Here is a 20,543-nt window from a genome sequence, read left to right as displayed (position 1 = left end):
GGCGAGCGTTACTGCACCGGCTTCGGCGGCGGCGCGTCGAGCATCGACGGCGGCGTCATGTCGGTCGGCACGCCGTGATAGTCGGCCGGATCTTCCGGCGGGTGGCCACGGCGCGCCTGACGAGGATCGCTGGTGCAGGCGGCAAGGAGGGATGCGGCCAGCACGGCCAGCATGAAACGGGTCATCGGGTATGGCTCCGGAAAGCGGCGTGCCCTATCGCGCGCCGGACCGCGCCGAGTCTAGCGGAAATCCGGTTTCAGGGTCGCGCCGCGCATGTCCTACTATGTACGCATGGCGCTGTGCCGTGGAAAGGAGGCTGCCATGTCGTCTGAGGAAATTGCAGGCCTCATCGGCCTGTTCATCGGCCTGATGGTGCTGGTCGCGCTGTCGTACTTCGAGTCGCGCGAATACAAGCGGAGCCATGACGGCGAAGGGATGATCCACCACTGGATGGCGGAGCATCACCTGCTCGACTGGCGGCGCAAGCACTGAGCGAGCCGCGCTGCGGTCCGGCCCGCCCTCGGGCCGTTCGCAAACGTACCGTCCTGCGGCACGATAGCGGCTGCGTATCGCTGAAATTAACGGGGCCCGATACGCACTCGCCAACCGGATACACGAACGCCGCCGCGCGGCACTGACCGCGCGGCGGCGTTCGCTTGCGCGCGCCACGACGGGCGCGACGCGATTCGGACGGCTCAGCCCAGGAAGTGGCGGGCGTAGCGCGCGTTGATGTCCGACAGGCGGAACAGCGTCAGGAAATCCGCGCAGTTGAAATCGGGATCCCAGGCCGGTGCGCCGCAAATCTTCGCGCCGAGACGCAGGTAGCCCTTGATCAGCGGCGGCGGTGCGACGACAGTGCCCGTCTGCAGTTCGTCGACCGGCAGTGCCGTGTGCGGGAACGCGCGATATTCGGGCGCCGTCAGCGACCCGGCCGACAGCGACTGGTACAGGTTCGCCGCGTAATGGCCGCCGTCGGCCATCGACACGCTCGCGCAGCCGAGCATCGTCTCGTAGCCATTCTGCATCATGTACGCGCCCAGACCGCCCCACAGCGCCATGATGACGGCGCCGCTGCGGTAGTCGCTATGCACGCACGAGCGGCCGACCTCGACCATCTTGCCGCGCAGGTGCGTGAGGCGCGACAGGTCGAATTCGCCTTCGGCGTACAGACGGCCGACACGCGCCGCCTGGTGCGGCGGCAGCACGCGGTACGTGCCGACAACCTTCAGCGTGTCGAGATCGCGAACCAGCAGGTGGTCGCAGTACGCGTCGAACGGATCGACGTCGAGACCGGAGGGGCCACTGACCTGCGCGCCCATCTCTTCGGCGAACACGCTATAGCGCAAGCGCTGGGCTTCCCGCAACTCGTCTTCCGTACGCGCCCATGCGGCGCGCAGGCGATACTCCGATGTGACGGTTTCACTGGCGCGCGGCAGGTGGCGCCGCGACGTGTCGAGGGGCAGCGAGGCAAAAGGGAGCGTAGGCGTCGGCAGTTCTCGCATTAGGCTTTCCTGGTCGTAAGGAATAAGGCGACATGCCCGCCAATGTAGTAATCGGCCGTGACCGTTATGTGGCACGACCGTGTCCTTTCAATGACGTGTCGCCGAAATGACTTTAGCAGAAAGCTTGCGAAACCGTATGATCAATCCCTTCAAACCAATTCAGCCGGGCTTCACACCAGTTCGGGCGTCAATACCGCCCGCAAAACGGCCTGCCGGCTGCCGTCGCGCGTGCGGCTTGCGAGCCACACAATTCCGCCCTTCCTGACGCTCCAGCTGTCGTCGCCGCCGGCGATCAGCTGCGCGGCGACGCTGCCGAGCGTCGGCTGGTGTCCGACGATCACGACCGTCGGTGCGATCCCCTCCGGCCAGCCGGCCGCCGCCAGCACGTCGTCGACGCTGCCGCCCGGGGCGAGCGCGTCGACGGTCCGGTACTGGTCGGTCAGCGCCTCGACCGTCTGCACGGTGCGGGCCGCCGGGCTCGCGAGGATCACGCTGTTCGTTTCGAGCCGGCCGCGCAGCCATTTGGCCATCGCCTGCGCGTCCTTGCGGCCACGGACGGTCAGCTGGCGCGCGAGATCGCTCGTCGCGTAGTCTTCGGCTTCGGCATGGCGCCACAGGATCAGGTTCATCATGATGTTCTCCTTGCTTCGGCGAGCGGCCGCGCGCCGATGCGCACGGGCCGGCCGATCATCCGCTGGATTGTCGCAAATCGCGGTCAAATCGCGGCCGGTTCGCCGCCGCGGCATTTACCTGCAGACGGTGATTGACCGAATCGGATATGTACCGATATAATCTTTGGCTCGTCGGAGCGTAGCGCAGCCTGGTAGCGCATCTGATTTGGGATCAGAGGGTCGTAGGTTCGAATCCTATCGCTCCGACCAAGGAATCAAGGGGTTACGGTTAAACACCGTAGCCCCTTTTCCGTTTCTGGGCCCTGAACCACCCGCACGGATTCCCGGCTCGCGCACTTCAATTCATTGTAGGGATTCATTGGGGCGCCGACGCGACAACGCACGCGCCTCTGCCCGCAACCCGCGCGCGGCACTTTCGGGAACACGCGATAATGCGCGTGAACAACCCGCACCCGCGCATGAAAAACAACATTCTCAAGACCGCCCTCTGCGCGTCGCTGCTCGCGCTGGCGACCGCCGGCCACGCGTCGGCCAAGGCGCTCGACGATGCGCTCGACTGCCATTCGACCGGCCACAAGTTCGTCGCGCCGCTGCTCGCCGCCGGCGACATCCAGTCGGAGCCGATGCACGTCGAATCGAATTCCGTGAACGCGTTCCGCACGAACCGCTCGCTGACCGCATACGGTTTCGGCGTCTATGTCGTGCTGGGCTATCAGGCGAACGACCCGATCTTCCGCCCGGGCGACGGCACGCCGATTGGCGACTGGGCCTACGGCGTCGTGGTGCGCGGCACGAAGAGTTCGGTGGAAGAAGCCGTGCGCAAGGCCGGCAGCGACGCGACCGTCAAGCAGGCGTTCCCGTTCCTGACCGCGATCGTCTGCTCGCCGGATTGAGCGCGCCGTCAGGACGGCCGTGCGGCACGCCCGAGGGCGTCACCACCAACCCTCCCGTTCAACGGCCTCGCGGGCCCCGCAATCGGCCCGTTACGCGCCCGTATACACCACGCGATACGGGATACCGACCTTCTCCCACTCCGCCGCCTCCTGGCTGAGGCTGTAGTCGGTCAGCGGGTTCTGCTCGACCCATGAGCTCGGCAGACGCACTTCATACCCGCCCTTCTTCATCTGCGAAACGGAAATGTCGGGCAGCCCCGCATCGGTCCGGCGCCGGCACAGCAGCGCCGCGAGCCGCAGGCAGAACAGCAGCGGCCACTCGACCTCGCGCGCCTGCGACAGCTTGCCGAGCTTGCCTGCATGACCGAGCACGAGCGCGGCGAGCCGCGCCTGGTCGGTGCGCGAAAAACCCGGCATGTCCGCGTTGCTCGCGATATAGGCAGAATGCTTGTGATAAGCGCTGTGCGAGATCGACAGGCCGATCTCGTGCAATGCGGCCGCCCAGCCGATGAACATCCGCCCTTCCTCGCGCGCCTCGTCGTCTTCCTCCAGCTCGTCGTAGAAACGCCCCGCAAGCGCGCCGATCCGCTCGGCCTGCGCACGATCGACGCCGTAGCGGCGCGTGAAGCCCTCGACGGTTACGGCGCGCATGTCTTCGTGCTGCGTCCGGCCGAGCAGGTCGTATAGCACGCCGAGGCGCAGCGCGCCGTCGGTCGTATCGACATAGTCGACGCCGAGTTCCTCGAACACCGCGAGCATGATCGCGAGGCCGCCCGCGAGCACCGGCACGCGATCGGGCTTCAGCGCGATCAGCTTCAGCCGGTTGACGTTCTCCGACTTGATCAGCGCACGCTTCAGGCGCTCGAGGCCGCCGCGCGAAATGCCGTGCGTGATGCCCGGATCGTTGAAGCCGTTCGCCTCGACGAGTTCCGCGAGCGCACGCGCGGTGCCGGACGAACCGATCGCCTGGTCCCACCCCGCCTTCTTGTACTCGCTCGAAATGATCTGGATCTCGCGCTTGGCCGCGAGTTCGGCCTGCCGCATCGTGTATTCGTCGACGTTGCCGGCCGGAAAGAACGTGCGGCTGTGGCTCACGCAGCCGATATACAGACTCTCCATCACGATCGGCGTGTAGTGCGAGCCGATGATGAATTCGGTCGAGCCGCCGCCGATGTCGACGACGAGCCGCTTGCCGGCGCTCGCCGGCACCGAGTGCGCGGCGCCCGCATAAATCAGCCGCGCTTCTTCGCGGCCCGCGATCACTTCGATCGGGAACCCGAGTGCCGCTTCGGCCTCGCCGAGAAATTCGCCCGCGTTTTTCGCGACGCGCAGCGTATTGGTCGCCACCGCGCGCACGTGATCGGGATGGAAATCGCGCAGGCGCTCGCCGAACCGCTTGAGCGCCTCCCAGCCACGCTCCTGCGACGCGCGATCGAGCATCTTGTCGCTCGACAGGCCCGCGGCCAGCCGAACGGGCTCACGCAGCGCGTCGACGGGATAGATCTGGCTGCCCGCCGGCGTTTCCTCGACGCGGCCGACGATCAGCCGAAAGCTGTTCGAGCCGAGATCCACGGCAGCCAGCAAGTGGGGAGTTGTAACCATCAGAAGGGGGCTCCGTGCGCGTTCACCCGCGGCAGCCGGACCGGCAGCCCAGGGCGATCAATCAAAGGCGACATTTTAAGCGTGGAACGCTTGCCGTTGCCACGCTTCACGGGCATGCACACTGCTTGATTCCATATCGCCGAAACATTTATGAGACGAAAGGGTTACAGCGTAGAATTTGCCGATATAAAACCATTATTGTCATCAGCACGTCATCGTACCGTGAGAGTTTCCGAGCGTCCTTTCGAATCATCGCCTGAATCACCCCCTACTCTGCCGATGTCCGTCCGTTACCCGCTTCTCAATCGTGAACTCGGCATCCTCGGTTTCAACGAGCGCGTGCTGGCCCAAGCGGCCGATCCTCAAGTCCCGTTGCTCGAGCGCCTCCGCTTCATCTGCATCACCAGCAGCAACCTCGACGAATTCTTCGAAGTCCGCATGGCCGGCCTTCAGGAGCAGATCCGCGACAACCCCGGCGCGCTGACGCCCGACGGCATGTCGTTACAGCATGCTTACGACCTCGTCGTCGAACGCGCGCAGCGGCTCGTCCATCGACAGTACACGATGCTGCACGAAACCGTGCTGCCCGCGCTCGAACAGGAAGGCATCTACTTCCACGCGAGCGACACGTGGAACGACGAGCAGCTCGAATGGGCGCGGCACTACTTCCTCGACGAGCTGCTGCCCGTACTGACGCCGATCGGCCTCGATCCGGCCCACCCGTTCCCGCGCGTGCTGAACAAGAGCCTGAACTTCGTCGTCGAGCTCGAAGGCCGCGACGCGTTCGGCCGCCAGGCCGTGATGGGCATCGTGCAGGCGCCGCGCGCGCTGCCGCGCGTCGTGCGCATGCCGCATGCGCTGTCGGGTTTCGAGCACGGCTTCGTGCTGCTGAGCTCGTTCATGCAGCGCTTCGTCGGCGAACTCTTCCCGCAACTCGTCGTGAAGAGCTGCAACCAGTTCCGCATCACGCGCAACAGCGAGCTGTTCGTCGACGAAGACGAAATCACGAACCTGCGCGTCGCGCTGCAGGGCGAATTGCCCGCGCGCCACCTCGGCAACGCGGTGCGCCTCGAAGTGTCGGCCGACACGCCGCCGCATATCGTGCGGCGCCTGCTCGAGGAAAGCGAGCTCGGCGACAAGGACTGCTATCGCGTGGCCGGGTCCGTGAACCTCGTGCGGCTGATGCAGATTCCCGATCTCGTCGACCGCCCCGACCTGAAGTTCACGCCGTTCACCGCGTCGATTCCGGCCGCGGTCACGAACGCGCCGACGATGTTCGACGCGATCGACAACGGCGACGTCCTGCTGCACCATCCGTACGAGAGCTTCCAGCCCGTGCTCGAACTGCTGCAGCAGGCCGCGAAAGACCCGAGCGTCGTCGCGATCAAGCAGACGATCTACCGCACCGGCACCGACTCGCCGCTGATGGACGCGCTGATGGAAGCCGCGCGCAACGGCAAGGAAGTGACCGTCGTCGTCGAGCTGCTCGCGCGCTTCGACGAGGAAACCAACATCAACTGGGCGTCGCAGCTCGAAGCCGTCGGCGCGCATGTCGTGTACGGCGTGGTCGGCCACAAGTGCCACGCGAAGATGATGCTGATCGTGCGGCGCGTCGTGCAGGCCGGCAAGGCGTCGCTGCGCCGCTACGTGCACCTCGGCACCGGCAACTACCATCCGCGCACCGCACGCCTCTACACCGACTTCGGGCTGATGACGGCCGACCAGAAGATCTGCGAGGACGTCCATCACGTGTTCCAGCAACTGACGGGGATCGGCGGCGAGCTCACGCTGCACGAGCTGTGGCAGTCGCCGTTCACGCTGCATCCGCGCATCATCGACGCGATCCGCGTGGAGATCGACAATGCGCGCGCCGGCAAGCGCGCGCGCGTCGTCGCGAAGATGAACGCGCTGCTGGAGCCGTCGGTGATCGCCGCGCTGTACGAAGCGTCGCAGGCCGGCGTCAAGGTCGACCTGATCGTGCGCGGCGTCTGCGCGCTGAAGCCCGGCGTGCCGGGGCTGTCGGAAAACATCACGGTGCGCTCGATCGTCGGCCGTTTCCTCGAGCACCACCGGATCTACTACTTCCACGCGGGCGGCGCAGAGGACGTCTATCTGTCGAGCGCCGACTGGATGGATCGCAACCTGTTCCGCCGCGTCGAAGTCGCATTCCCGATCCGCGAGCGCAAGCTCAAGCGGCGCGTGATCGCCGAAGGGCTGTCGGTGTGCCTCGGCGACAACCAGTCGGCGTGGCAGATGCACAGCGACGGCCACTACCGCCGCCGCCGCGCCGGCAAGACGATCCGCAACGCGCAACTCGGGCTGCTCGCGAAATTCTGCTCGTAATGCGGCCGCGGCGCGCCGGTCGCGCGCCGCACGGCCATCGAAAAAAAAGCGCAGCCCGCGGGCTGCGCTTTTTTGTTGACCGGACATGCCGCTATGCAATCATGCTTCGTAAGCCGCCGGCCGGATCGCGATGATGCGCGAACCGGGGAACCGCGCGGTGAACGTACTGCCGCGTCCTTCCTCGCTCTGCACGTACAGATGCGCGTCGTGCCGCTGCAGCACGTGCTTGACGATCGCGAGCCCGAGGCCCGTGCCGCCCGTATCGCGCGAGCGGCTGCGATCGACACGGTAGAAGCGCTCGGTGAGCCGCGGCAGGTCGGCGGCCGGAATCCCGAAGCCGCTGTCCGTGACGGAAAACACGCCCTGCGCGCCCTCGCGCCGCCACGTGACGACGATCTTGCCGCCGTCCGGCGTATAACGGATCGCGTTCGTGACGAGATTCGCGAACGCGCTGAACAACTCCGTCTGCGCACCCGTGACGCCGAGCGTCTCGTCGATCGAGAACGCGATGTCGTGATGCCCGTTCGACAGCGTCTGCGCGTCCTCCTTCAGATGATCGAACACGGCGCGCATGTCGATCGCGCGATCGAGCGGCGGCTTGCTCTCGCCTTCCAGCTTCGCGAGCACCAGCAGGTCGGTCACGATGTGCCGCATCCGCGACGCCTGCTGCTCCATCATGTCGAGATAGCGCGCGCGGTCTTCCTCGTTCAGCGGCAGTTCGCGCATCGTCTCGAGGAAGCCCGACAGCACGGTGAGCGGTGTCTTCAGCTCGTGCGACACGTTCGCGACGAAGTCGCGCCGCATCGCGTCGGTCCGCTCGAGCTCGGTGATGTCCTGCGTGAGCAGCAGCTTGCGGTTCTCGCCGTACGGGAACACCTGCACGGCCAGCACGTTCTGTCGCGAATCGCCCATGCCGCGCATCAAGAGCGTCTCGTCGTAATGCTGCGCATTCAGGTAGCGGACGAAATCGGGATGGCGCACCAGGTTCGTGATGTGCTGGCGCAGGTCGCGCTTCGCATCGAGGCCGAAATGAACCTCGGCGATCGCGTTGCACCACTCGATCTGGTCGTGGTCGTCGAGCATCGCGACGCCGTTCGGCGACGCCTGGATCGCCTGGATGAAGCGCGAATGCTGCTGTTCGACCTGCCGCACCTGCGCATGCCACTGCTTCGCGAGCTTGTGCAGGCGATAGTAGATCTCGCCCCAGATGCCCGGCGCACTCGGCACTTCGCCGTAGACCGGCGCGTCGAGCAGGCGCCACAGACGCTGCGTATGGAAGGTGCTGAAAAAGCCCTGCGCGATCAGCATCACGACCACGAACACGAGGCCCGCGGTCGGGCCGGCGAAGACGCCGACCAATACGCCGATCAGCACGAGCAGCACGAGCGACACCAGAAAGCGCGCCCAGATGATGTTCATGATTCAGCGTCCGAAAGAATGAACGGCATGCCGCGGCACACGGCATGTCCGGATACGTTACGCGTGCTTGGCGAGCCGGTAGCCACTGCCGCGCACGGTCTCGATCATCGCATCGCAACCGGCCGGTTTCAAGGCCGCGCGCAATCGTTTGATGTGCACGTCGACGGTACGCTCCTCGACGAACACGTGGTCGCCCCACACCTGGTCGAGCAGTTGCGTGCGGCTGTGCACGCGTTCCGGATGCGTCATGAAGAAATGCAGCAGGCGGAACTCGGTCGGACCGAGATCGAGCTTGATCTCGCTGCCGTCGCCGTGCGCGGCGACGCGATGCGTGGCCGGGTCGAGACGCAGGCCGTTGATCGACACGACGTCCTCGGTCAGCTGCGGCGCGCGGCGGCGCAGCACGGCCTTGATCCGCGCCATCAGCTCCTTCGGCGAGAACGGCTTCGTCACGTAGTCGTCCGCGCCGATTTCGAGGCCGAGCACCTTGTCCTGCTCGTCGCCGCGAGCAGTCAGCATGATGATCGGAATGTGTTTGGTCCGTTCGTTGTTGCGCAGGTCGCGCGCGAACGCGATACCGGACTTGCCCGGCAGCATCCAGTCGAGCAGCACGAGATCGGGCAGCACATCGCTGATCAGGTTCTGCGCCTGTTCGGCGTTGTACGCACGGATCGGGCAGTGACCGGCGTGCTGGAGATTCACCGAGATCAGTTCGGAAATCGCGGGCTCATCTTCAACGACGAGAATGTTGCTGGGCATCGGCACCTCTTTTTTTCCTGTGCTGGGTCGTGTTAACTGTTGGCTTCACGGTCGAGCGTGTCGCGCGGCTGGTGCCGCACGTCCGTGCCCTTCACGATGTAGATGATGAATTCGGCGATGTTCTTCGCGTGGTCGCCGATCCGCTCGATCGCCTTCGCGATGAACAGGTACTCGAGACCGACCGAGATCGTGCGCGGATCTTCCTGCATGTACGACACGAGCTTGCGCACGAACGCGCGAAATTCGAGGTCGATCTCCTTGTCGTCCTTGACGATCTGCGCGGCCGCGACCGTGTCGAGGCGTGCAAACGCGTCGAGCGCGCGGCGCAGGATCGTCACGGCCATCTCGCCCGACACCTTGATCTCGGCGATGTTGACCGTGCGCGCGGCCGGCTCGTCGACCAGGCGGCGCACGCGCTTCGCGATCTTCTCGGCTTCGTCGCCGGCGCGCTCGAGGTTCGTAATCGTTTTCGAAATCGACATCAAAAGGCGCAGGTCACGCGCAGCAGGCTGCCTCCGCGCGATGATGTTGCCGCACTCCTGGTCGATGTCGACTTCCATCGTATTCAGGATCTCTTCGTTCGCGATCACCTTCTCGGCGGCATCGCGGTCGAATTCGTTCAGCGCGTGCATCGCGCCGACGATCTGCGACTCGACGAGCCCGCCCATTTCCAGCACCTTCGACGACACGGCATTCAGGTCCGCGTCGAACTGGCTCGACAGATGTTTATCCGACATGGCTGTTGTTCTCCGTCATCAGCCGAAACGGCCGGTGATGTAGTCTTCCGTTTCCTTGCGTACCGGCTTGATGAAGATCTTTTCGGTTTCGCCGAACTCGATCAGCTCGCCCAGGTACATGTAGGCCGTGTAATCCGAGCAGCGTGCGGCCTGCTGCATGTTGTGCGTGACGATCACGACCGTGTAGTCGCTCTTCAGCTCCGCGATCAGCTCTTCGATGCGGCCCGTCGAGATCGGGTCGAGTGCCGAGCACGGCTCGTCGAGCAGCAACACTTCCGGACGGATTGCAATGCCGCGCGCGATGCACAGACGCTGTTGCTGGCCGCCCGACAGGCCGTAGCCGCTCTGGCCCAGCTTGTCCTTCACTTCGTTCCACAGCGCGGCCTTCGTGAGCGCCCACTCGACGCGATCGTCCATTTCCGAACGCGTGAGCTTTTCGAACATCTTCACGCCGAACGCGATGTTGTCGTAGATCGACATCGGGAACGGGGTCGGCTTCTGGAACACCATGCCGATGCGCGCGCGCAGCAGCGAGATGTCGCGCTTCGTCGTCAGCAGGTTCTCGCCGTCCATCAGGATTTCGCCTTCGGCGCGCTGCTCCGGATAGAGCGCGAACATCTTGTTGAACGTGCGCAGCAGCGTCGACTTGCCGCAACCCGACGGACCGATGAACGCGGTCACCTTGCCGTCCGGAATGCGCAGGTTGATGTTCTTCAGCGCATGGAACTTGTTGTAGAAGAAGTTGAGGTTGTTGACCTCGATCTTCGCGTTCAGCGGCGCGAGCGGGCGATCGTTCGCCGCGTCATGCGTGCCGGCGGGCGCAGCGGTGCGCTCGACGGGATTCAGGTGGCTCTCTGCCATATTCATCGGATTGCTCCGCCGTTACTTTTTCGAGAAGATCGAGCGCGCCAGGACGTTGAGTCCGAGCACCCCGAGCGTAATCAGGAACACGCCCGCCCATGCGAGCGACTGCCATTCTGCGAACGGGCTCATCGCGAACTTGTAGATCGTGACGGGCAGGTTCGCCATCGGCTGGCTCATGTCCCACGAGAAGAACTGGTTCGACAGAGCCGTGAACAGCAGCGGCGCCGTTTCGCCGGCAATCCGTGCGACCGCGAGCAGCACGCCCGTCACGATCCCGCCGACCGATGCGCGCAGCGTAATCTTCAGCACCATGCGCCACTTCGGCGTACCGAGCGCGAAGGCCGCTTCGCGCAGCGCGTTCGGCACGAGCTTCAGCATGTTCTCGGTCGTGCGGATCACGATCGGAATCTGCAGCAGCGCGAGCGCGATCACGCCGGCCCAGCCCGAGAAGCGCCCCGACTTCGCGACGACGATCGCGTACACGAACAGGCCGATGACGATCGACGGCGCCGACAGCAGGATGTCGTTGATGAAGCGGATCGTGCTTGCCAGCAGGTTCTTCTGGCCGTATTCGGCGAGATAGACGCCCGCGAGGATGCCGATCGGCGTGCCGACCAGCGTGCCGAAACCGCACAGCAGCAGGCTGCCGACGATCGCGTTCGCGAGACCGCCGCCTTCCGTGTTCGGTGCCGGCGTCGATTCGGTGAACAGCTGCAGCGACAGGCCGCCGATACCGAGGTGGATCGTCGTGTAGAGAATCCACACGAGCCACAGCAGGCCGAATGCCATCGCACCGAGCGCCGCCGCGAGCGCGATCGCGTTGATGGCCTTGCGCTTGCGTTGCAGGCGGTTGCGCATCGCTTCGAGCACGGCGCCGTCGGCCCCCGGGAAATTCATGATGGGCTCGCTCATTTCTTGCCCTCTCCCTTCTCGAGACGAAGCAACAGCAGTTTGGAGATGGACAGCACGATGAACGTGATCACGAACAGGATCAGGCCCAGTTCCATCAGCGCGGACGTATGCAGGCCCGGTTGCGCTTCGGCGAATTCGTTCGCGAGCGCCGACGTGATGCTGTTGCCCGGCGCGAACAGCGACACGCTGTCGAGCAGGTTCGTGTTGCCGATCACGAAGGTCACGGCCATCGTCTCGCCGAGCGCGCGGCCGAGGCCGAGCATCACGCCGCCGATCACGCCGGTCTTCGTATAGGGCAGCACGACCTTCCACATCACTTCCCAGGTCGTGCAGCCGATCCCGTACGCCGATTCCTTCAGCAGCACGGGCGTGACCTCGAACACGTCGCGCATCACCGACGCGATGTACGGGATGATCATGATCGCAAGGATCACGCCGGCCGCGAGGATGCCGATGCCGATCGGCGGGCCGGACGTGAGCGGACCGAGCACCCAGACGTCCTTGAACAGGCGGCCGAGCGGCTTCTGGAAGTATTCGGCGAAGATCGGCGCGAACACGAGCAGGCCCCACATGCCGTACACGATCGACGGAATCGCGGCGAGCAGCTCGATCGCGATGCCGAGCGGGCGGCGCAGCCAGACGGGCGACAATTCGGTGAGGAACAGTGCGATGCCGAAGCTGACCGGCACCGCGATGACGAGCGCAATGACCGACGTCACGATCGTGCCGTAGATCGGCACGAGTGCGCCGTAGACGTCCGAGTTGGGATCCCACTCGGATTGCCACAGGAAGCCGAGGCCGAACTTCTGGATGGTCGGCATCGACGCAATGATCAGGGAAACGATGATCCCGCCCAGCAGCAGCAGGGTCACGATCGCGGCGAGCCGAGCGAGGCCGCCGAACAGGACATCCCCGAGACGGCTCGGCGCGTGCTGCGCACCGTCGGGCGATCGGGAGGACGTGTAGGAAATATCAGACATGGGTGCCTGCTTTTGATTGCCGGGCGCCATAACGCCCGGCTTTACCGCACACACTGCCCGACCGGCACGGCCGGGCAGCGAACCGCTGCATTGCTTACTCGGCGGCGACCGGCTTGCCCGAAGCGTCCGTCACCTTCGCCTTCCACTGCTTGCGGATTTCCGTCTCGACAGCCGACGGCAGCGAGATGTAATCGAGGCTGTCAGCAGCCTTCTCGCCATTCTTGAACGCCCAGCTGAAGAACTTCAGCGTTTCGGCGCCCTGCTCCGGCTTTTCCTGCTTCGCGTGCAGCAGCACGAACGTTGCGCCGACGACCGGCCATGCTTCCTTGCCCGGCTGGTTCGTCAGGATCTGGTAGAACGACTTCGACCAGTTCGCGCCTGCAGCAGCGGCCTTGAACGTTTCCGTCTTCGGCTCGACCACCGTGCCCGTCGAGTTCTTCAGGGCCGTGTAGATCATGTTGTTCTTCTTCGCGTACGCCCATTCGACGTAGCCGATCGCGCCCGGCAGGCGCTGCACGAAGGCTGCAACGCCGTCGTTGCCCTTGCCGCCCGTGCCCGTCGGCCAGTTGACCGTCGTGCCTTCGCCGATCTTCGACTTCCACTCGTCGTTGACCTTCGACAGGTAGTTCGTCCAGATGAAGCTCGTGCCCGAACCGTCAGCGCGGCGAACCACGGCGATGTCCGTATCCGGCAGCTTGACCTTCGGGTTCAGCGCGGCGATCGCCGGGTCGTTCCACTTCTTGATCTTGCCGAGGTAGATGTCGCCGAGCACCGGGCCCGACAGCGTCAGTTCGCCGGCCTTCAGGCCCGGCACGTTGACGACCGGCACCACGCCGCCGACCACCGTCGGGAACTGGAACAGGCCTTCCTTCGCGAGCTCGTCATCCTTCAGCGGAGCGTCCGAACCGGCAAAATCGACCGTCTTCGCGACGATCTGCTTCAGGCCGCCCGACGAGCCGATACCTTGGTAGTTGACTTTCGAACCGCCGGACTGCTGGTAGTCGGCAGCCCATTTCGTATAGATCGGCATCGCGAACGTGCTGCCTGCGCCCGTGATGTCGGCAGCGTGGGCGGCGACGGCGAAAAGCGCGCCAGCCAGGCCGGCAATCGCGGTTTGCATCAATTTCATGAGACCTCCAGTGTGTGAGCGGATGACTACGGCACCGCGAAGGTTAGGGGCTGCTCATGACGGTAATGTGACAATCGATGAAACTGGCGTGACAGTAACATGACTGGTTGAAAGGGAGTAGCGGGCGCCGCGCGGGCGCTGTCTGGACGGCGCCGAAGCGGCAATGGCGGCAAGAATTGCCTGCCCGGGAAGGACGTCGCGGGCACCCGTTTCGCGGGTGCGCCGGCGGATCGTAGCGCAGCGTCGGCAGCGCGGGAAGCCCCCGCCGGCAGCGGCCGGAGATTCGGGGTCGGAGGATTTATCTGGTCGAACGAATGCGTGCGTGGAAACGCGCTTCTATTAATATCGCAAACCTTTGCGTCTGACGAAATGACGGCGCCTCGAGGGCGCCGCTTGCCGTCTCGCGAGATGCCGGTGCGCGGGCGGCAACCCCACCCCGCACCGGCAACCTGCTTCAGGTTGTCGCAGCGCGCACCGCGTCCGCGATCGTCTCTGCGTGGCGCACCGCATCGGCGGCCTGCTGCGCTTCGACCATCACGCGCAGCACGGGCTCCGTGCCCGAGGCGCGGATCAGCACGCGGCCGCTGCCGGCGAGCGCGGCTTCGGCTGCATCGATCGCCGCGCGAATCGATGCGCTGCCCTTCCAGTCGGCGCCCGGCTTCATCCGCACGTTGATCAGCTTCTGCGGGAACAGCGTGACGCCGTCGAGCATCTGCGCGAGCGTGCGGCCGCTGCGCTTCAGCGCGGCCAGCACGAGCAGCGCCGACACAATGCCGTCGCCGGTCGAGTGCCGGTCGAGCGACAGGATGTGCCCCGACCCTTCCGCGCCGAGCTGCCAGCCGTGCTCGCGCAACTGCTCGAGCACGTAGCGGTCGCCGACCGCCGCACGGACGAACTTCACGCCCTCGCGCTGCAGCGCGACTTCGACGGCGAGGTTCGTCATCAGCGTGCCGACCGCGCCGTCGACCTTGCCGTCGGTCGCGATCCGGTCCTTCACCAGCACGTAGAGCAGCTCGTCGCCGTTGTACAGGCGCCCTGCCGCGTCGACGACCTGCAGGCGGTCCGCATCGCCGTCGAGCGCAATGCCGAGATCGGCGTGGTTCGCGCGCACCGCACGCACCAGCGCGTCCGGCGCGGTCGCCCCGACGCCGTCGTTGATGTTGAAGCCGTTCGGCGCGACGCCGATCGGGATGACATCCGCGCCGAGTTCGTGGAACACGTGCGGCGCGATCTGGTACGCGGCGCCGTGCGCGCAATCGATCACGAGCTTCAGCCCGCGCAGGTCGAACGCGGCCGGGAACGTGCTCTTGCAGAACTCGATGTAGCGTCCGGCTGCGTCGTCGAGGCGGCGCGCCTTGCCGAGACCGTCGGACGACGCGCATTCGAGCGGCTTGTCGAGCCACGCTTCGATCGCGGCTTCGGTGTCGTCGGGCAGTTTGTTGCCGTCAGCCGAGAAAAACTTGATTCCGTTGTCGTGATACGGGTTGTGCGACGCGCTGATCACGACGCCGGCCGACAGGCGCAGCGCGCGCGTCAGATAGGCGACGCCCGGCGTCGGCATCGGGCCGGCCAGCATCACGTCGACGCCGGCCGCCGAGAACCCGGCCTCGAGTGCGGCTTCGAGCATGTAGCCCGACACCCGCGTGTCCTTGCCGATCAGCACGGTCGGACGCGAGCCTGCCGCGACGTCGGCCGAGCCGGCCAGTACCTTGCCGGCCGCATAGCCGAGGCGCAATACGAAATCCGGCGTGATGGGCGCGTCGCCCACCGTGCCGCGAATGCCGTCCGTGCCGAAATATCGACGTCCCATGGGGTCCTTCCTCCTTCGTTTTCTGACTTATCGTTGCCGTGCGGCTTCGCGCACGGCATTCCAGACTTTCAGTGCATCGACCGTCGCCGCGACGTCGTGCACGCGCACGATCGCGGCGCCACGCGCGACCGCGCACAATGCGGCCGCGATACTCGCCGCGACGCGCTCCAGCGGCGGCTTGCCGCCAATCACCGCGCCGAGCATCGACTTGCGCGACATGCCCGCGAGTATCGGATACGCGCGCCCGTCGGGCCGCGCAGGCGCCGTGTCCGGCAACGCGGCCAGCAGCGCATAGTTGTCGTCGACCACTGCCTTGCCGAACCCGAAGCCGGGATCGACGCAGATCCGCTCCGCCGCCACCCCTGCATCGCGCAGCGCCTGCGCGCGCTCGGCGAGAAAGTCGCGCACGTCGGTCACGACGTCGCCGTAGTCGGGTTCGCCGATCTGCATCGTCTGCGGCTCGCCGAGCATGTGCATCGCGCACAGCCCGCTGTTGCCGTCGCGCACGGCGTCGATCGCGCCCGGCTGGCGGAACCCCCAGATGTCGTTGATCAGGTCCGCGCCGGCGGCCAGCGCCGCGCGCATCACGGCCGGCTTGTAGGTGTCGATCGACAGCGGCACGTTCAGCGGTCGCAGCGCCTCGACGAGCGGGATCACGCGCGCGAGCTCCTCGTCGAGCGGCACGGGCGGCGCGCCGGGGCGCGTCGATTCACCGCCGATGTCGAGGAGGTCCGCACCTTCGGCAATCATCCGCTCGGCCTGGCGCAACGCATCGTCGCGCGCAAGGAAGCGGCCGCCGTCGGAAAACGAATCGGGCGTAGCGTTGAGAATGCCCATCACGAGCGGGCGTTCGAACGTCAGCTCGAAGCGGCCGCACTGGAGTGGCGCGGGAATGGACGGGGACACTGCGGAATCGGACACGAGCGACTGGCGTGGATGAATGCAAAACGGGCCGGTGTGAAGCCACACCAGCCCGTGAACGGTGCTAAAGCGGAGGGATTACGCCGCCGGCGAAGCCGGCGCCGGCGCGTTGCCGGGCTTGACCTCGGCGCTGCTGCCACCGCCCGACGAATCGCCGCCAACAGCCGGCGAACTCTTCGGCGAGCGCGGCGGACGGCCTTCCATGATGTCGTTGATCTGATCGGCGTCGATCGTTTCCCACTCCATCAGCGCAGCCGTCATCGCTTCGACCTTGTCGCGGTTTTCGTCCAGCAGGCGCCGCGCAAGGCTGTACTGTTCGTCGAGCACGCGGCGGATTTCCGAGTCGACCTTCTGCTGCGTCGCTTCCGAAATCGTGCGCGTGAAACCACGGCCGAACGGCGATGCGTCGTTCTCGTCGTCGACGTAGACCATCGGCCCGAGTGCATCGGTCATGCCGAACCGGGCGACCATCGCACGCGCCGTCTGCGTTGCCTTGTTGAAGTCGTCCGACGCGCCGGTGCTGACGAGGTTCATGAACAGCTCTTCCGCCACGCGGCCACCGAACAGGATCGCGAGGCGATCCATCAGGTAGTCCTTCGAGTACGTCTCGTTGTCATGCTCCGGCAGCTGCCACGTGACGCCCAGCGCACGGCCGCGCGGAATGATCGTGACCTTGTGCACCGGGTCGGCCTTCGGCAGCAGCTTCGCGATCACCGCGTGGCCCGACTCGTGATAGGCGGTTGCGCGCTTCGCTTCCTCGCGGATCACGGCCGACTTGCGTTCCGGACCCATGAAGATCTTGTCCTTCGCGTCCTCGAAATCCTGCATCTCGACGATGCGCTTGCCACGGCGTGCGGCGAACAGCGCTGCCTCGTTCACGAGGTTCGCGAGATCGGCGCCCGAGAAGCCCGGCGTACCGCGTGCGATGACTGCGGCATCGACGTCGTTCGAGATCGGCACCTTGCGCAGGTGCACGCGCATGATCTGCTCGCGGCCGCGGATGTCCGGCAGGCCGACATAGACCTGGCGGTCGAAACGGCCCGGACGCAGCAGCGCCTTGTCGAGCACGTCGGAACGGTTGGTCGCGGCGATCACGATCACGCCCGAGTTCGCCTCGAAGCCGTCCATTTCGACGAGCATCTGGTTCAGCGTCTGTTCGCGTTCGTCGTTGCCGCCGCCCATGCCGGCGCCGCGATGACGGCCGACCGCGTCGATTTCGTCGATGAACACGATGCACGGTGCATGCTTCTTCGCCTGCTCGAACATGTCGCGCACGCGGGCCGCGCCGACGCCGACGAACATTTCGACGAAGTCCGAACCCGAGATGCTGAAGAACGGCACCTTCGCTTCACCCGCGATCGCGCGGGCCAGCAGCGTCTTGCCGGTACCCGGAGGACCGACGAGCAGCACGCCGCGCGGAATGCGACCGCCCAGCTTCTGGAATTTCTGCGGATCGCGCAGGAAGTCGACGAGCTCGGACACTTCTTCCTTCGCTTCGTCGCAGCCCGCGACGTCGGAGAAGTTCACCGCGTTGTTGTTCTCGTCGATCAGCCGCGCACGCGATTTCCCGAACGAGAATGCGCCGCCTTTGCCGCCCCCCTGCATCTGCCTCATCATGTAGAACCAGAACACGATGATCAGGATCGTCGGCCCGAGGTAGTACAGCGCGGACATCAGCGCGTTCGGCTCGTCGTCGGCCTTGCCGCTGACTTGCACGCCGTACTTCATCAGATCGCCAACCATCCAGATGTCGCCGGGCGACACGATCTGGTATTTCTGGCCATCAGCCGGAGTGACGGTGAGGTTACGCCCCTGAACGATGACGTTCTTGACCTTGCCGCTCTTGGCGTCGTCCATGAACTGCGAATAGGACACGCCTTCCTGGACGCGGGGCTTGTCGAACTGCTTGAACACCGTAAACAGCACCAGTGCGATCACCAGCCACACCGCTGCCTTCGAAAACATATTGTTGTTCAAAGCACCACTCCTTCACTCGTAGACGAGCGCCTACATTTTCCTTGCGGCGCCCCTCGGTCATTCTAATCCAGTCCGACCACCCTCGCCATAAGCATTGACAACCGGCGCGATAGCGCTTCGCTTGTCTGGCAAGGGCCGGAGCCCGTTTGCGGCATCGTGCCCCGCATCAACGCGGATGCTTCAGCTGCCGACCCAAAATGAACGTTTCGGACGATTTGTCGCGGGATGCCTTGGGCTTGCGCGGCGCGACAACCTTAAACTGCTGCTTGAACTTCTCGACGATCTGGCTGTAGCCGCTGCCGTGAAAGCATTTCACGAGCAGCGCACCGTCCGGCTTCAGATGGTTCTGCGCGAATTCGAGCGCCAGATCGCAGAGATGCTCGATGCGCGCCGCGTCTGCCGAGGCCACGCCGGAGAGGTTGGGGGCCATGTCGGAAATAACAAGGTCCACCTCGCGCCCTTCGAGCACTTCCTCGAGTTGCTGGAGGACGTCGTCCTCGCGGAAGTCGCCCTGGAGGAAGTGAACGTCGGCGATCGGCTCCATCGGCAGGATGTCGAGCGCCACGATCGTGCCGTCGATGCCGCCTTCGCGCTCCGCGTCACGCTTCTTGCCCTGCGCGAGCTTGTTGCGGGCATACTGGCTCCAGCTGCCCGGCGTGGCGCCAAGGTCGACGATCACCTGGCCCGGACGGATCAGCTTGTCCTGTTCGTCGATTTCCTTCAGCTTGTACGCGGCACGCGCGCGATAGCCCTCCCGCTGCGCCATTTTGACGTACGGGTCGTTGATGTGGTCGTGCAGCCAGTGCTGGTTGAAGCGGTTTTTTGCCATTCGAGAGAGAGAGATTGCTGCCAATTGCTTCGTGAAGCCGCGCTTTTAGCGGATAATACGCGTCTTCTTCGCGCGGCTGCGGCCCCTTTTCGGGCCCAAGCCGCGATTTTACGTGGTTTCGGCGCACGGCTGACGCGGTAACTTCCCGCAATCGCCATTCAGTCAGCGCGCCCTTATTTAGATTTCGACATTTCCATGCCCGCCCTTTCGCTTTCTCCCGCCGAGCGCTCCGCGCTGCGCTCCCAGGCCCATGCGCTCAAGCCCGTCGTGCTGATCGGCGCCGAAGGGCTGACCGACGCCGTGCTGAAGGAAATCAAGGTGCACCTCAATGCGCACCAGCTGATCAAGATCCGCGTGTTCGGCGACGAACGCGACGAACGCATCGCGATCTACGACGAGATCTGCGACCGCCTGAGCGCGGCGCCGATCCAGCACATCGGCAAGCTGCTGGTGATCTGGAAGCCGGAAGCCGCCGCAGCGGCCCCGGCCCGCGGCCGTCGTGCCGGCACGCTGCCGAGCGCGGCCGAAGCCGTCGACGACAAGAAAGGCCGCGCACCGCGCACGGTCAAGGTCGTCAAGGTGTCGCCGAACGCAAGCCCCGTGCGCCGCCCGAAGCCGACGAAGGTCGTCGTGCGCGGCAACGAGCGCGTGACGGCAGGCGGCACCGTGAAGCGTGCGAAAAAGCGCCAGGCCAGCACCAAGCGTCCGTTCCAGGACAAGTAATCACGCATGCGGCACGGGGCATCCCGTGCCGCCCTGCCCGCGCGGCGCTCAGGCGTCGCGCGCCGGCAGACGCCAGATCAGCATCAGCCCCAGCACGCTCTCGACGAGATAGAACACGCTCGAGACGCCGTGCAGCATCCCGAAGCGGCTTGCATACGGCGAGTTCGCGATATCGGTGCCCGCATCCATCGCGGCCACCCGCAGCGCGTTCATGAACGGCTGCAGCGCAAAATACCCGACCAGCACGCACACGACCATCGCGGCAACGACCCAGCGCACGCGGCGATATTCGCTGCTGCCGCGCCGTACCTGCTGGTTCGACAACGCGAGCAGCAGCACGCCGCACACGACACCGAGGATCGCCTCGATACGGAACAGCTGGGCGGCGACCGATCCGGCCGTCATCCGCTCCAGCGTCTTGAACAATACGGGCGCGACCGCATACCCGATCGTCAGCAGGCTGCCGACCCACACGGCCGACAGCAGACGGAACACGCGATGCGGCATCACG

Annotated in this window: 20 protein-coding genes and 1 tRNA gene; 5 read left to right on the top strand and 16 right to left on the bottom strand. The window is 65.3% G+C overall.

All coding sequences use genetic code 11. The annotated features are described in order from the left end of the window. Positions 1 to 8: 8 nt before the first annotated feature. On the bottom strand, positions 9 to 185 hold the full coding sequence (locus BLA15945_RS08780; protein ID WP_174992064.1) for a hypothetical protein: 177 nt from the start codon (positions 183 to 185) through the stop codon (positions 9 to 11). A gap of 136 nt (positions 186 to 321) precedes the next feature. Between BLA15945_RS08780 and BLA15945_RS08775 the strand changes: the two genes are divergently transcribed. Beyond that, positions 322 to 492 (top strand): hypothetical protein, encoded by a 171-nt coding sequence (locus BLA15945_RS08775; protein WP_174380017.1) that lies wholly within the window; start codon positions 322 to 324, stop codon positions 490 to 492. A gap of 203 nt (positions 493 to 695) precedes the next feature. Here the strand turns inward: BLA15945_RS08775 and BLA15945_RS08770 are convergent, their stop codons facing one another. Beyond that, the gene (locus tag BLA15945_RS08770; RefSeq protein WP_034206968.1) at positions 696 to 1,502 is read right to left on the bottom strand and encodes a GNAT family N-acetyltransferase; all 807 of its coding nucleotides are present in this window, start codon (positions 1,500 to 1,502) and stop codon (positions 696 to 698) included. A 170-nt stretch (positions 1,503 to 1,672) separates the two neighbouring features. Then, positions 1,673 to 2,134 (bottom strand): phosphohistidine phosphatase SixA, encoded by a 462-nt coding sequence (gene sixA / locus BLA15945_RS08765; RefSeq protein ID WP_174992063.1) that lies wholly within the window; start codon positions 2,132 to 2,134, stop codon positions 1,673 to 1,675. Positions 2,135 to 2,306: 172 nt separating this feature from the next. Between sixA and BLA15945_RS08760 the strand changes: the two genes are divergently transcribed. Both BLA15945_RS08760 and BLA15945_RS08755 read left to right on the top strand, forming a co-directional pair. Further along, positions 2,307 to 2,383: transfer RNA gene (locus BLA15945_RS08760), tRNA-Pro, on the top strand. A 209-nt stretch (positions 2,384 to 2,592) separates the two neighbouring features. Then, positions 2,593 to 3,027 carry a hypothetical protein gene (locus BLA15945_RS08755; RefSeq protein ID WP_174992062.1) on the top strand — a complete coding sequence of 145 codons (435 nt, stop codon included), beginning with the start codon at positions 2,593 to 2,595 and terminating at the stop codon, positions 3,025 to 3,027. Positions 3,028 to 3,117: 90 nt separating this feature from the next. On the opposite strand, the gene ppx is transcribed toward BLA15945_RS08755, so the two are convergent. Further along, positions 3,118 to 4,629: an exopolyphosphatase gene (gene ppx, locus BLA15945_RS08750; protein ID WP_174992061.1), complete on the bottom strand. Its 1,512-nt coding sequence runs from the start codon at positions 4,627 to 4,629 to the stop codon at positions 3,118 to 3,120. 279 nt (positions 4,630 to 4,908) lie between these two features. Between ppx and ppk1 the strand changes: the two genes are divergently transcribed. Beyond that, the gene (gene ppk1, locus BLA15945_RS08745) at positions 4,909 to 6,972 is read left to right on the top strand and encodes a polyphosphate kinase 1 (protein ID WP_059235001.1); all 2,064 of its coding nucleotides are present in this window, start codon (positions 4,909 to 4,911) and stop codon (positions 6,970 to 6,972) included. Between the two features lie 99 nt (positions 6,973 to 7,071). On the opposite strand, the gene phoR is transcribed toward ppk1, so the two are convergent. From phoR to BLA15945_RS08690, 11 genes are all read right to left on the bottom strand, one after another. Further along, the gene (gene phoR / locus BLA15945_RS08740; protein WP_059235003.1) at positions 7,072 to 8,391 is read right to left on the bottom strand and encodes a phosphate regulon sensor histidine kinase PhoR; all 1,320 of its coding nucleotides are present in this window, start codon (positions 8,389 to 8,391) and stop codon (positions 7,072 to 7,074) included. Between the two features lie 57 nt (positions 8,392 to 8,448). After that, the gene (gene phoB, locus BLA15945_RS08735; RefSeq protein WP_006750313.1) at positions 8,449 to 9,150 is read right to left on the bottom strand and encodes a phosphate regulon transcriptional regulator PhoB; all 702 of its coding nucleotides are present in this window, start codon (positions 9,148 to 9,150) and stop codon (positions 8,449 to 8,451) included. 32 nt (positions 9,151 to 9,182) lie between these two features. Beyond that, entirely contained in the window at positions 9,183 to 9,887 is a 705-nt protein-coding gene (gene phoU / locus BLA15945_RS08730) for a phosphate signaling complex protein PhoU (RefSeq protein WP_059235005.1), read from the bottom strand. 18 nt (positions 9,888 to 9,905) lie between these two features. Continuing rightward, positions 9,906 to 10,754, bottom strand: a complete 849-nt coding sequence (gene pstB / locus BLA15945_RS08725) for a phosphate ABC transporter ATP-binding protein PstB (RefSeq protein ID WP_034186662.1) — start codon at positions 10,752 to 10,754, stop codon at positions 9,906 to 9,908. A gap of 15 nt (positions 10,755 to 10,769) precedes the next feature. After that, entirely contained in the window at positions 10,770 to 11,663 is an 894-nt protein-coding gene (gene pstA, locus BLA15945_RS08720; protein WP_174992060.1) for a phosphate ABC transporter permease PstA, read from the bottom strand. Next, the gene (gene pstC / locus BLA15945_RS08715; protein WP_059235009.1) at positions 11,660 to 12,643 is read right to left on the bottom strand and encodes a phosphate ABC transporter permease PstC; all 984 of its coding nucleotides are present in this window, start codon (positions 12,641 to 12,643) and stop codon (positions 11,660 to 11,662) included. Before pstC ends, pstA begins: the two co-directional genes overlap by 4 nt. A gap of 94 nt (positions 12,644 to 12,737) precedes the next feature. Continuing rightward, complete coding sequence (pstS, locus tag BLA15945_RS08710; protein WP_059235012.1) at positions 12,738 to 13,772, bottom strand: phosphate ABC transporter substrate-binding protein PstS; 1,035 nt, start codon at positions 13,770 to 13,772, stop codon at positions 12,738 to 12,740. Between the two features lie 454 nt (positions 13,773 to 14,226). Next, positions 14,227 to 15,582 carry a phosphoglucosamine mutase gene (gene glmM, locus BLA15945_RS08705; protein WP_059235014.1) on the bottom strand — a complete coding sequence of 452 codons (1,356 nt, stop codon included), beginning with the start codon at positions 15,580 to 15,582 and terminating at the stop codon, positions 14,227 to 14,229. A gap of 27 nt (positions 15,583 to 15,609) precedes the next feature. Continuing rightward, the gene (folP, locus tag BLA15945_RS08700; RefSeq protein WP_448007459.1) at positions 15,610 to 16,503 is read right to left on the bottom strand and encodes a dihydropteroate synthase; all 894 of its coding nucleotides are present in this window, start codon (positions 16,501 to 16,503) and stop codon (positions 15,610 to 15,612) included. Positions 16,504 to 16,581: 78 nt separating this feature from the next. After that, positions 16,582 to 18,480, bottom strand: a complete 1,899-nt coding sequence (ftsH, locus tag BLA15945_RS08695) for an ATP-dependent zinc metalloprotease FtsH (protein ID WP_059235018.1) — start codon at positions 18,478 to 18,480, stop codon at positions 16,582 to 16,584. A 166-nt stretch (positions 18,481 to 18,646) separates the two neighbouring features. Further along, positions 18,647 to 19,309, bottom strand: coding sequence for an RlmE family RNA methyltransferase (locus BLA15945_RS08690; RefSeq protein ID WP_059235021.1), 663 nt, complete (start codon positions 19,307 to 19,309; stop codon positions 18,647 to 18,649). 195 nt (positions 19,310 to 19,504) lie between these two features. Between BLA15945_RS08690 and BLA15945_RS08685 the strand changes: the two genes are divergently transcribed. Then, complete coding sequence (locus BLA15945_RS08685; RefSeq protein WP_059235023.1) at positions 19,505 to 20,032, top strand: YhbY family RNA-binding protein; 528 nt, start codon at positions 19,505 to 19,507, stop codon at positions 20,030 to 20,032. A 48-nt stretch (positions 20,033 to 20,080) separates the two neighbouring features. Here the strand turns inward: BLA15945_RS08685 and BLA15945_RS08680 are convergent, their stop codons facing one another. Next, positions 20,081 to 20,539, bottom strand: a complete 459-nt coding sequence (locus BLA15945_RS08680) for a DUF4149 domain-containing protein (RefSeq protein ID WP_021163361.1) — start codon at positions 20,537 to 20,539, stop codon at positions 20,081 to 20,083. Between the last annotated feature and the right edge of the window lie 4 nt (positions 20,540 to 20,543).

This window comes from Burkholderia arboris (genome assembly GCF_902499125.1).
GTDB classification, from domain to species: Bacteria; Pseudomonadota; Gammaproteobacteria; order Burkholderiales; family Burkholderiaceae; genus Burkholderia; species Burkholderia arboris.
This window is presented reverse-complemented; position numbering and strand designations above follow the sequence as displayed.

What these genes read in the sequence shown, in the direction of transcription:
- BLA15945_RS08780 (WP_174992064.1), bottom strand. Translation starts at nt 185, where the DNA reads ATGACCCGTTTCATGCTGGCCGTGCTGGCCGCATCCCTCCTTGCCGCC.
- phoR (WP_059235003.1), bottom strand. Translation starts at nt 8,391, where the DNA reads ATGAACATCATCTGGGCGCGCTTTCTGGTGTCGCTCGTGCTGCTCGTG.
- BLA15945_RS08690 (WP_059235021.1), bottom strand. Translation starts at nt 19,309, where the DNA reads ATGGCAAAAAACCGCTTCAACCAGCACTGGCTGCACGACCACATCAAC.
- sixA (WP_174992063.1), bottom strand. Translation starts at nt 2,134, where the DNA reads ATGATGAACCTGATCCTGTGGCGCCATGCCGAAGCCGAAGACTACGCG.
- glmM (WP_059235014.1), bottom strand. Translation starts at nt 15,582, where the DNA reads ATGGGACGTCGATATTTCGGCACGGACGGCATTCGCGGCACGGTGGGC.
- pstC (WP_059235009.1), bottom strand. Translation starts at nt 12,643, where the DNA reads ATGTCTGATATTTCCTACACGTCCTCCCGATCGCCCGACGGTGCGCAG.
- phoU (WP_059235005.1), bottom strand. Translation starts at nt 9,887, where the DNA reads ATGTCGGATAAACATCTGTCGAGCCAGTTCGACGCGGACCTGAATGCC.
- BLA15945_RS08770 (WP_034206968.1), bottom strand. Translation starts at nt 1,502, where the DNA reads ATGCGAGAACTGCCGACGCCTACGCTCCCTTTTGCCTCGCTGCCCCTC.
- pstB (WP_034186662.1), bottom strand. Translation starts at nt 10,754, where the DNA reads ATGAATATGGCAGAGAGCCACCTGAATCCCGTCGAGCGCACCGCTGCG.
- BLA15945_RS08685 (WP_059235023.1), top strand. Translation starts at nt 19,505, where the DNA reads ATGCCCGCCCTTTCGCTTTCTCCCGCCGAGCGCTCCGCGCTGCGCTCC.
- BLA15945_RS08775 (WP_174380017.1), top strand. Translation starts at nt 322, where the DNA reads ATGTCGTCTGAGGAAATTGCAGGCCTCATCGGCCTGTTCATCGGCCTG.
- phoB (WP_006750313.1), bottom strand. Translation starts at nt 9,150, where the DNA reads ATGCCCAGCAACATTCTCGTCGTTGAAGATGAGCCCGCGATTTCCGAA.
- pstA (WP_174992060.1), bottom strand. Translation starts at nt 11,663, where the DNA reads ATGAGCGAGCCCATCATGAATTTCCCGGGGGCCGACGGCGCCGTGCTC.
- BLA15945_RS08755 (WP_174992062.1), top strand. Translation starts at nt 2,593, where the DNA reads ATGAAAAACAACATTCTCAAGACCGCCCTCTGCGCGTCGCTGCTCGCG.
- ppk1 (WP_059235001.1), top strand. Translation starts at nt 4,909, where the DNA reads ATGTCCGTCCGTTACCCGCTTCTCAATCGTGAACTCGGCATCCTCGGT.
- pstS (WP_059235012.1), bottom strand. Translation starts at nt 13,772, where the DNA reads ATGAAATTGATGCAAACCGCGATTGCCGGCCTGGCTGGCGCGCTTTTC.
- BLA15945_RS08680 (WP_021163361.1), bottom strand. Translation starts at nt 20,539, where the DNA reads ATGCCGCATCGCGTGTTCCGTCTGCTGTCGGCCGTGTGGGTCGGCAGC.
- ppx (WP_174992061.1), bottom strand. Translation starts at nt 4,629, where the DNA reads ATGGTTACAACTCCCCACTTGCTGGCTGCCGTGGATCTCGGCTCGAAC.